This window comes from Streptomyces sp. NPDC030165, assembly GCF_055573595.1.
Window position 1 is genome coordinate 78,605 of the sequence record NZ_JBVIBD010000015.1, and the last position, 10,280, is coordinate 88,884.

At 72.1% G+C, this 10,280-nt stretch carries 10 protein-coding genes; 7 read left to right on the forward strand and 3 right to left on the reverse strand.

Translation table 11 applies throughout. From position 1 onward, the window contains the following. Positions 1-444, forward strand: coding sequence for an NUDIX hydrolase (locus tag ACZ4Z1_RS26505; protein ID WP_468489118.1), 444 nt, complete (start codon positions 1-3; stop codon positions 442-444). Between the two features lie 122 nt (positions 445-566). Next, on the forward strand, positions 567-989 hold the full coding sequence (locus tag ACZ4Z1_RS26510; RefSeq protein ID WP_468489258.1) for an Hsp20/alpha crystallin family protein: 423 nt from the start codon (positions 567-569) through the stop codon (positions 987-989). A 371-nt stretch (positions 990-1,360) separates the two neighbouring features. Here the strand turns inward: ACZ4Z1_RS26510 and ACZ4Z1_RS26515 are convergent, their stop codons facing one another. Beyond that, positions 1,361-2,173 (reverse strand): class I SAM-dependent methyltransferase, encoded by an 813-nt coding sequence (locus ACZ4Z1_RS26515; RefSeq protein WP_468489119.1) that lies wholly within the window; start codon positions 2,171-2,173, stop codon positions 1,361-1,363. 189 nt (positions 2,174-2,362) lie between these two features. Here ACZ4Z1_RS26515 and ACZ4Z1_RS26520 point away from each other — a divergent pair, with 189 nt between their 5' ends. Next, positions 2,363-3,808 carry a glycosyltransferase gene (locus ACZ4Z1_RS26520; protein ID WP_468489120.1) on the forward strand — a complete coding sequence of 482 codons (1,446 nt, stop codon included), beginning with the start codon at positions 2,363-2,365 and terminating at the stop codon, positions 3,806-3,808. Then, positions 3,801-4,298: a type III secretion system chaperone family protein gene (locus ACZ4Z1_RS26525; RefSeq protein WP_468489121.1), complete on the forward strand. Its 498-nt coding sequence runs from the start codon at positions 3,801-3,803 to the stop codon at positions 4,296-4,298. The genes ACZ4Z1_RS26520 and ACZ4Z1_RS26525 overlap by 8 nt, the downstream gene beginning before the upstream one ends. Before the next feature lie 22 nt (positions 4,299-4,320). Here the strand turns inward: ACZ4Z1_RS26525 and ACZ4Z1_RS26530 are convergent, their stop codons facing one another. Next, entirely contained in the window at positions 4,321-5,598 is a 1,278-nt protein-coding gene (locus ACZ4Z1_RS26530; protein ID WP_468489122.1) for an alpha/beta hydrolase family protein, read from the reverse strand. A gap of 199 nt (positions 5,599-5,797) precedes the next feature. Here ACZ4Z1_RS26530 and ACZ4Z1_RS26535 point away from each other — a divergent pair, with 199 nt between their 5' ends. After that, positions 5,798-6,559 carry a phosphoglyceromutase gene (locus ACZ4Z1_RS26535; protein WP_468489123.1) on the forward strand — a complete coding sequence of 254 codons (762 nt, stop codon included), beginning with the start codon at positions 5,798-5,800 and terminating at the stop codon, positions 6,557-6,559. Positions 6,560-7,120: 561 nt separating this feature from the next. Here ACZ4Z1_RS26535 and phoU read toward each other — a convergent pair. Further along, positions 7,121-7,798: a phosphate signaling complex protein PhoU gene (phoU, locus tag ACZ4Z1_RS26540; protein ID WP_468489124.1), complete on the reverse strand. Its 678-nt coding sequence runs from the start codon at positions 7,796-7,798 to the stop codon at positions 7,121-7,123. A 196-nt stretch (positions 7,799-7,994) separates the two neighbouring features. Here phoU and phoR point away from each other — a divergent pair, with 196 nt between their 5' ends. After that, positions 7,995-9,299 carry a two-component system sensor histidine kinase PhoR gene (phoR, locus tag ACZ4Z1_RS26545; protein ID WP_468489125.1) on the forward strand — a complete coding sequence of 435 codons (1,305 nt, stop codon included), beginning with the start codon at positions 7,995-7,997 and terminating at the stop codon, positions 9,297-9,299. Between the two features lie 5 nt (positions 9,300-9,304). Further along, positions 9,305-9,976 carry a two-component system response regulator PhoP gene (phoP, locus tag ACZ4Z1_RS26550; protein ID WP_468489259.1) on the forward strand — a complete coding sequence of 224 codons (672 nt, stop codon included), beginning with the start codon at positions 9,305-9,307 and terminating at the stop codon, positions 9,974-9,976. Positions 9,977-10,280 lie beyond the last annotated feature (304 nt).

Here is a 10,280-nt window from a genome sequence, read left to right on the forward strand (position 1 = left end):
ATGTCGGTGCCCGCGAAAACCGTCAGAGCGGCGGGCTGCGTCCTGTGGCGCCGTTGCCCCACGACCGACGGCCTGGAGATCGCCCTCGTACACAGGCCGAAATACGACGACTGGTCGCACCCCAAAGGCAAGCTCAAACGCGACGAGGACTGGCTGGCCGGCGCCCTCCGCGAGGTCGCCGAGGAGACCGGCATGCGGTGCCGTCCCGGCCCCCGGCTCCCCACCAGCCACTACCTCGCCAACGGCCGCCCCAAAGAGGTCCGCTACTGGGCCGCCGAAGCCGCCGGCGGCTCCTTCGACCCCACCCTCGAAGTCGACCGCCTCCTGTGGCTCCCACCGGACCACGCCCGCCGGATGCTGACCCAGGAGCGGGACAAGGTGCTCGTGGACGCACTGCTGGGGGTGTTGGGCGCTCTCAGCCGAGAGCCTGGCGCACCCTCCTGACCTGGGGCTTTCGGTCATTGCTCAGCTCTGTTGAGTCGGGGCTTGTCAACTTCCCTGCGCCGGGGGTATACCAGAAGGCGAAGGGCATCGCACCCACTGCCTTCGGAAGGAGATGACCCGTGATGCTCATGCGCACCGATCCGTTCCGCGAGTTCGACCGCCTCACCCAGCAGGTGCTCGGGACGACGGCGCGTCCGGCGGCTCTGCCGATGGACGCCTACCGGTCCGGGGACGAGTTCGTGATCCACTTCGATCTGCCGGGGGTCGACCCCGAGACCATCGACCTGGACATCGAGCGCAACGTGCTCACCGTCCGCGCCGAGCGCACGTCCACCGCCCCCGAGGGCGCCGAGATGATCGCGAGCGAACGTACGGCGGGCAAGTTCAGCCGCCAGCTGTTCCTCGGTGACTCGCTCGACAGCGAGCGGGTGGACGCGGCGTACGAGAACGGTGTTCTGACACTGCGCATCCCGGTCGCGGAACGGGCCAAGCCGCGCAAGATCGAGATTGCGGGCGGGAGCTCGCGGAAGCAGATCTCCCACTGAGGCCGCGCTGCGGCGCCGCAGCACCGCGGCGCCGCAGCGAGACCGTCGGCCAGGACCGGCGGCGCCACCTCGACGGTCGACAGTCGGCACAGATGACTGCACCCGCATCGAACAGGCCGCGCCAACGCCATCTCGGAGCCCGTGCTGAACACCGTCGAACGCCCCTTGCGCCTGTCCGACGCCGAGGCCCGCCACCTGCGCAACCTCGCCGTACCACCGCGTCGCCCGGCGACGCCGCCGCAGCCGGCCCGGTGTGTACGGCCCGAGGTCCGGCATCTGCCGGACGCCCTCGGGGAGACCGTGCCCGCCTTCATCCAGGGTCCCGGCACGGACGCCCTCGCCTGGAACCGCCTCCCACCGGCGCGACCGCCTCACACGGGCGCAACCGCCTCCCACCGCACCGTGACCTCCCCCTGCCGCCACCGCCGCGGCCCGTCGGCCAGCGGCCACGCCGTACTCAGCGCGAGCACACTGCGCATCCACCGCTGCCGCGCGCCCAGCGACGCGTACGGGGCGGCCGCCGCCCACGCCCGGTCGAAGTCGCGCAGGAACGTGTGCACGGGCTGGCCCGGCACATTGCGGTGGATCAGCGCCTTCGGCAGGCGTTCGGCCAGGTCGGACGGGGTTTCGAGGGCACCGAGACGGGCCGCGAAAGTGACCGTGCGCGGGCCTTCGGGCCCCAGCGCCACCCACACGTGCCGCCGCCCGATCTCGTCACAGGTGCCCTCCACCAGCAGCCCGTCCGGCGCCAGCCGCGCGCACAGCCGCTCCCACACGGCGGCCACCTCGCCCTCCGCGTACTGGCGCAGCACGTTCGCCGCCCGGATCAGCACCGGCGCCCGCCGCCCCGGCAGTGGCACCTCGAACCCGCCGTGGGCGAAGGCCAGCCCCGGGCACGCGTACGGCGCCGCCGCGGCGACCCGCGCCGGGTCGATCTCGACGCCGACCACCTGTACGTCGGCCCGTACCGTACGCAGCCGGGCCAGCAGTTCCACGGCGGTCCAGGGCGCCGCGCCGTAACCGAGGTCGACGGCGACGGGTGCGGGGCCGCGGCGCAGCGCGGCGGCGTGGGTGGCGGCGATCCAGCGGTCCATGCGGCGCAGCCGGTTCGGGTTGGTGGTGCCGCGGGTCGCGTTCCCGAGGGGGCGGGAGGGCGGGGGAGAGGCGGACGTGCTGCGGACCATGTCCTGACCTTATGCGGCCACCGGCCTCAGCCGTCCCGCCAGGCACTCCCCCGCCGTGCAAGGTCACGCTTTGGCAAAGTGGAAGGAGAGCGGGCTCGCAGGGAAATGGATGCGCCCCTTCCGTTGTTACGGGCTTCGGAGGCGCCGCACGCCCCGGCCCAGGCCGTACCGGCTAGGAGGTAGCCCGCAGTGAGCCAATACGTGTCCAGGCTCCGCAGCCGTTCCCACGGCCCGTTCCCGGGCCGTTCCGGGCTGCGCCTGCCGGGCGCGCCCCGCCGCCCGCGCCGGGTCGCCATGCTGAGCGTGCACACCTCCCCGCTGCACCAGCCGGGCACCGGCGACGCCGGCGGCATGAACGTCTACATCGTCGAGCTGGCCAGGAAGCTCGCCTCCCTCAACATCGAGGTCGAGATCTTCACCCGCGCCACGACCGGCACGCTGCCGCCCGCCGTCGAGCTGGCACCCGGCGTCCTCGTACGGCACGTGGACGCGGGCCCGTACGAAGGCCTGGCCAAGGAGGAGCTGCCGGCCCAGCTCTGCGCCTTCACGCACGGCGTGATGCAGGCGTGGGCGGGCCACCGCCCCGGCTACTACGACCTGGTGCACTCCCACTACTGGCTCTCCGGGCACGTCGGCTGGCTCGCCGCCGAGCGCTGGGGCGTCCCGCTCGTGCACGCCATGCACACCATGGCCAAGGTCAAGAACGCCGCCCTGGCCGCGGGCGACACCCCCGAACCCGCCGCGCGCGTCATCGGCGAGACCCAGATCGTGCGCGCCGCCGACCGGCTGATCGCGAACACGGAAGAGGAAGCCGGGGAGCTGATCCGCCACTACGAGGCCGAGCCGGGCAAGGTCGCCGTCGTCCACCCGGGCGTGAACCTGGACCGCTTCCGGCCCGCCGCATCCGGCCGTACGGACATCTCCACCGGCCCCGGTGCCCCCGCCCTTTCCACCGGCCACGACAGCACCTCCGGCCCCTCCGACACCTCCGCCTCGCGCGCCGCCGCCCGCACCCGCCTCGGCCTGCCGCAGGACGCCCTGATCCCCCTGTTCGCCGGCCGCATCCAGCCGCTCAAGGCCCCCGACATCCTGCTGCGCGCCGCAGCCGTCCTCCTCGACGAGGACCCGTCCCTGCGGTCGCGCCTGGTCGTCCCGGTGGTCGGCGGCCCCAGCGGCAGCGGCCTGGCCAAGCCCGAAGGGCTGCAGAAGCTGGCCGCCCGCCTGGGCATCGCCGACGTCGTCCGCTTCCGCCCGCCGGTCGGCCAGGAACAGCTCGCCGACTGGTACCGCGCCGCGTCCGTCCTGGTCATGCCGTCCTACAGCGAATCCTTCGGCCTGGTCGCGATCGAGGCCCAGGCGTGCGGCACCCCGGTGATCGCCGCCGCCGTCGGGGGCCTTCCGGTGGCCGTACGCGACGGCGTCAGCGGCTTCCTCATATCCGGCCACGACCCGGCCGACTACGCCCGGGCCCTCGGCCGCTTCGCCCGCGACACGTCACTGGCCGGCCGGATGGGCGCGGCCGCCGCCCGGCACGCCCGTTCCTTCGGCTGGGACACCGCCGCCGCCGCGACCGCAGAGGTGTACACCGCCGCGATGCAGGAGCGACGCCGTCACCTACGATCACCCCATGGCTGACGACACGGCACGACAGGTGATCGAGACGGCTCTCGACGACGCCGGCCTGGCGTGGGAATCGCCCACCGACGGCACGTACGTGGTGACCCTGCCCGGCACCCGCAAGCTCTCCACGACCTGCTCCCTGATCGTCGGCAAGCACTCGCTCTCCATCAACGCCTTCGTCGTCCGCCACCCGGACGAGAACCACGAAGCCGTCCACCGCTGGCTCCTGGAGCGCAACACCCGCCTGTACGGCGTGAGTTACGCGATCGACAAGCTGGGCGACATCTACCTCGTCGGCAAACTCCCGCTCGCCGCCGTCACCCCCGACGAACTCGACCGCATCCTCGGCACGGTCCTGGAGAACGCCGACGGCAGCTTCAACACCCTCCTGGAGATGGGCTTCGCCTCCGCCATCCGCAAGGAGTACGAGTGGCGGGTCGCGCGGGGGGAGTCGACACGGAACCTGGAGGCGTTCAGCCACTTGACGCAGGGGCCGTCGGCGTAACGGCCCCTCGGGGCGCATCCCGTCACCGTACGAACCGGACCTCCGGAAAACGCCGGGACGGCCCGTCCAGCAACCCGCTGTCCCGCCCCCGCAGCCACCGGTCGAAGAAGGCCGTCACATACGTCCGCTGCGCCGCCACCGAACGGTCCGGCGCGACCGTCCCCACCGACTTCTCCACGGTCGCGCGCGGCAACCCGCCTTCCCTGCTCCCGCCCTTCCGGGCCAACTGCGGCACCAGCCACTGCGCGTCCGTGAAACTCGCATGCTCGGCCCCCACCAGGGTGAAATCCCGATGCCACCCCGAACTGTGCTCCCACACCGCCCTCCAGGACGCGACCGTGTGGTGGTCGTCGCCCTCCTTCCCCATGAGGAGCAGCGGGCGGTCGAGCCCGTCCGTACCGACCGTGGACGGATTGGCGGGGTCGTCGTCGCGCTGGGTGTAGCCCATCACGCCGTCCAGGTTCGCCGCGGCCCTGATCCGGCGGTCGTCGTGCATGGCCTGCGCCGCGGTGAATCCACCACCCGACTGCCCGAACATCCCGACCGCGCGCAGATCCAGCGCCCCGCGCAGTGCCCGCGGAAGAGCCGCCGGCCGGGCCAACTCATCGAGCACGAACCGGGTGTCGGCCACCCGTACCGCCGTCAGCTTCTTCAGCAGCGCGGTGAGCCGCTCGGGCCGCCCCTGCACCTTCCCGGCCTCCTCCCGCATCCGGCTGTACGCCACCCGCCCGTCCGGGAACTGCACTCCGGGCGCCTCATACGTGTGATCGATGCTGACGACGACGTACCCCCGGGACGCCAGCTCGTCGCAGAGAGCGCTGCCGAGCGTGCGCGGGTCCGCCGCACCGGGGGAGTAGAGAACCACCGGAAAGCCCCGCCCACCGTGCCGCGCGGCCGGCGCGCCCAGATGCGCATGCGTACGGGTGGCACCCCAGTCGGCCAGCCCCTTCGGAACATCCGCCGAAAAGTTGCTCCAGCCGTCGAACGCAGCAGCCTCACCGGGCAACATCTGCGGCGCACGCGGATAACCGCTCACCGCCCGAGCCGGGTAGCGGACACTCACCATCAGCTCCCGGTGTGCCCGGTCCGCCACCCATGGGTCCCGCCGCCCGCCATCCACCAGGTGGAGGGAAACGACCCCCACCTCGTACGGGCCGGCCGGCGCGGGCAGCGTCATACGGACCGGCGCCGTGCCCCGGGGTCCGGCCTGCGCGCTGCCGGCCGTAGGGGCGGCGAGGGTCAGCCCTGCCACCGCGGCCAGCCCCGTCACCACACAGGTACGCCGCGTAACCACCGTCATCCTCTCTCCCTGCTCCCGCACTCGCCCGGCTCTCCGGTCCTCCGGCTCTCCGGCCAGCCTTCCGGAGCGGGGAGCGCGACGCGATCGTGCCGGCACCCCCCTCGGTGCACGTGCCCTCACGAACTCGCCCTGCATGTCCATGTCAAGCAAGCATGGGCCGCGGCAAGCCCATGGCCGGAAGTGGATTACGCTCGAAGGCATGGCCGACGCACCGTACAAGCTGATCCTCCTTCGCCACGGCGAGAGCGAGTGGAACGCGAAGAACTTGTTCACCGGCTGGGTGGACGTCAATCTCAACGAGAAGGGCGAGAAGGAGGCGGTCCGCGGCGGTGAGCTGCTCAAGGACGCCGGCCTGCTCCCCGACGTCGTGCACACCTCCGTCCAGAAGCGCGCCATCCGCACCGCGCAGCTGGCCCTGGAGTCCGCCGACCGCCACTGGATCCCGGTCCACCGCAGCTGGCGCCTGAACGAGCGCCACTACGGCGCCCTCCAGGGCAAGGACAAGGCGCAGACCCTGGCCGAGTTCGGCGAGGAGCAGTTCATGCTCTGGCGCCGCTCGTACGACACCCCGCCGCCCGCCCTCGCGGACGACGCGGAGTTCTCCCAGATCGACGACCCGCGCTACGCGATCATCCCCAGCGAGCTGCGCCCGCGCACCGAGTGCCTCAAGGACGTCGTCGTCCGCATGCTCCCGTACTGGTACGACAGCATCGTCCCGGACCTGGCCACCGGCCGCACCGTCCTGGTCGCCGCCCACGGCAACTCGCTCCGCGCCCTGGTCAAGCACCTCGACGGCATCTCCGACGCCGACATCGCCGGCCTGAACATCCCCACCGGCATCCCCCTCTCCTACGAACTCGACGCCGACTTCCACCCGGTCAACCCGGGCGGCACCTACCTCGACCCGGACGCCGCCAAGGCCGCCATCGAGGCCGTGAAGAACCAGGGCAAGAAGAAGTAAGCCCCCTGCTTGTGAGCCCCCTGCCTGCGGTTTTGCCGCGGGTAGGGGGCTTCTGCCTGCTGCCGGCCCTCCCCACGCCGTCAGGAAGGCGCCACGGAGCACGGCCGCATGCACTCCTGCCATGGGACGGGCCCAGCTCAACGGCGGCAGGCAGGCGCCGGAACGCAGCAGAACCCCGCTCGGCGTCATGCCGAGCGGAGCTCATGCCTGCCGTCGCGGTTGCGACCTGAGCGGCCGCCGGAACGATTGGTCGCAAGCGCTGCCGGTAGGACGGCCGCGATCGCGGCCGGGTTCAGCCGCAGCCGCCGCCGCACTGGCAGGGGCCGCCGGACTGGCAGCCGCAGGAGCAGCCGGGGCCGCAGCTGCAGTCGCTGAGTCGGGGGGCGGGGGTGGTGGAACGCGTCATGATCTGCCTCCTTGGGAAGAGGGGCATCGAATGCCGTTCGCTTCCATTGGAGGCCCGCTCGCCGAGGCGCATCAACGGCGCGTGGTGGCACGGCTCGCCGCCGTACGGCTCCCGGCCGGGGCGTACGGCGGCGCGTCGTGCGCGGCCTGGTGCTGCTACGCGCCCTCCACCGGGGCCGGCGGGGCGATCTCGTCCGCATGCTCGCCGGTGACCAGGTAGACGACGCGCTTGGCCACCGACACCGCGTGATCGGCGAACCGCTCGTAGTAGCGGCCCAGCAGCGTCACGTCCACGGCCGTCTCGATGCCGTGCTTCCAGCGGTCGTCCATCAGGTGCTGGAAGAGGGTGCGGTGCAGGAGGTCCATCGCGTCGTCGTCCTGCTCCAGCTGGAGCGCGAGGTCGACGTCCTTGGTGATGATGACCTCGGCGGCCTTGGCCATCAGGCGCTGCGCGAGCTGGCCCATCTCCAATATCGTCGCGTGCAGGTCCCGCGGCACGGCCGCGTCGGGGAAGCGCAGCCGGGCGAGCTTGGCCACGTGCTGGGCCAGGTCGCCGGAACGTTCCAGGTCGGCGCTCATGCGCAGGGAGGTGACGACGATCCGCAGGTCGGTGGCGACCGGCTGCTGGCGCGCCAGCAGGGCTATCGCCCGGGCCTCCAGGTCGCGCTGGAGGTCGTCTACCTTCTCGTCGGCGGCGATCACGGCCTCGGCGAGCTTCAGGTCCGCGTCGAGTATCGCCGTGGTGGCGCGCCCGATCGCGGAGCCGACGAGCCTGGCCATCTCGACGAGGCTCTCGCCGATCGAATCCAGCTCCTCGTGGTACGCGTCCCGCATCAGTGACCTTCTCTCACTTCGAGTGGTGGTGTGGGGGGCCGGAATCCCCACGCTCCCACGTTCCGGCCGGAACGCGACCGGTTCTGGCCTCCGGAATGAACCGGCACCGACACCAAGGTGAACTCTGGGCGACGTATGTTCGAGCAGGCCCTCGAACGGCTGGGGAAGTGTCACAGGCGACGCATAACCTGGAGTCATGAACGTGGATGCGGCCGTAGCCGCCGTGGCAGCGATCGCCGGACTGTGCACCGGCGTCTTCGCCATGCTGGCGTTCCGCTGGAGCGAGCGGGAACAGGCCAAGCCCACGCGTACGTCCCTGCACACCGACGCCGTCCTGCCGCCCGGCGTGGACACGGTCCTGTCGGTGCTGCGCTCCTCGGCCGTCGTCCTGGACGAGGCCGACGCCGTGGTCAAGGCCAGCTCGGCGGCGTACGCCCTCGGGCTCGTACGAGGCGGGGAGCTGGCCGTCGAGCCGATGCTCCAGATGGCCCGCGACACCCGCCGCGACGGTGAGATACGCCAGGTCGAGCTGGACCTGCCGCGCAGGGGGACGGGCCGGGGCGGCGACGCCCTGGCGGTCTCCGCGCGGGTCGCGCCCCTCGGCTCCCGGCTGGTCCTGCTGCTGGTCGAGGACCTGACCGAGGCCCGGCGCATCGAGGCGGTACGACGCGACTTCGTCGCCAACGTCAGCCATGAGCTCAAGACCCCGGTCGGCGCCCTGTCCCTGCTGTCCGAGGCCGTCATGGACGCCAGTGACGACCCCGAGGCGGTCGAGCGCTTCGCGGGCCGGATGCAGAACGAGGCCACCCGCCTGACCAACCTCGTCCAGGAACTGATCGACCTCTCCCGGGTGCAGAACGACGACCCGCTGGAGGACGCCGAGCCGGTCCGGGTGGACGAACTGGTCGCGGAGGCGATCGACCGCTGCCGCCAGCAGGCCGGCAGCAAGCAGATCACCATGGCCGCCGCCGGCACCGCCGACCTGCACGTCTGGGGCAACCGCGGCCAGCTCGCCGCCGCCCTCGGCAACCTCGTCGAGAACGCCGTCAACTACTCGCCGGCCCGTACCCGGGTCGGTATCGCGGGCCGCCGTGTCCAGGCGCACGGGGGTGGGGGTACCTCCCAGGCTTTCGGCACTGGGGGACTGATCGAGATCGCGGTGACCGACCAGGGCATCGGGATATCGGAGAAGGACCGGGACCGCGTCTTCGAGCGGTTCTACCGCGTGGACCCGGCGCGCTCCCGCGCCACCGGCGGGACCGGCCTCGGCCTCGCCATCGTCAAGCACGTGGCCGCCTCGCACGGCGGGGAGGTCACGGTGTGGAGCGCTGAGGGACAGGGCTCCACCTTCACCCTGCGTCTCCCGGAGGCAGGTGCGGTGCGCGAGCGCGCGCGTACCGCCTCCGACCCGTCGGCGGAGGGCCTCGACGAAGAGGACCGCCCGTACGAGACCTTCAACGATCCGCTCCCTGCTCATCCTGCCCCGGAGGTCCTTCCGTGACCCGAGTGCTCGTCGTCGAGGACGAGGAATCGTTCAGTGACGCCCTGTCGTACATGCTCCGCAAGGAGGGCTTCGAGGTCGCCGTCGCGGCCACCGGTCCCGACGGCCTGGACGAGTTCGAGCGCAACGGCGCCGACCTGGTCCTGCTGGACCTGATGCTGCCGGGCCTGCCCGGCACCGAGGTCTGCCGTCAGCTGCGCGGCCGCTCCAACGTCCCGGTCATCATGGTGACCGCCAAGGACAGCGAGATCGACAAGGTGGTCGGCCTGGAAATAGGAGCCGACGACTACGTCACCAAGCCCTTCTCCTCCCGCGAGCTGGTCGCCCGGATCCGCGCGGTGCTGCGCCGCCGCGGGGAGCCCGAGGAGGTCACACCGCAGGCCCTGGAGGCCGGGCCGGTCCGGATGGACGTGGACCGGCACGTCGTCACGGTCTCCGGCGGCAAGGTCGACCTGCCGCTGAAGGAGTTCGACCTCCTGGAGATGCTGCTGCGCAACGCGGGCCGGGTGCTGACCCGTATGCAGCTGATCGACCGCGTCTGGGGCGCGGACTACGTGGGGGACACCAAGACGCTGGACGTCCACGTGAAGCGCCTGCGCGCCAAGATCGAACCGGACCCGGGCGCGCCGCGGTACCTGGTCACGGTCCGGGGGCTGGGGTACAAGTTCGAGCCGTAAGGGGTGGGCGCCTCAAGGGGCGTGTCGTGGAGGTGCGTGCCGGGTGAGGTACGCGCCGGAAGAGGTGCGTGGCCTACGAGGCGCGCGCCGTGAGAGGTACGTTACGAGCCCCGGGGCCCCGTCGGCCGCGGCCGGTGAATGTCGCCGGTCCGGCCTGCGGGGCCCGAATCGTATGCGGCCTGCGGCCTGCGGCCTGTGGCCCCGCGGTGCCTGAGGTGTCGCGGTGTACGCGAGCGGGGGGGGGGGGGGGGGGGGGGGGGGCGGGGCAAGATCGCGGGGGGGGGGGTGGGGGGGGGGTAAGTGG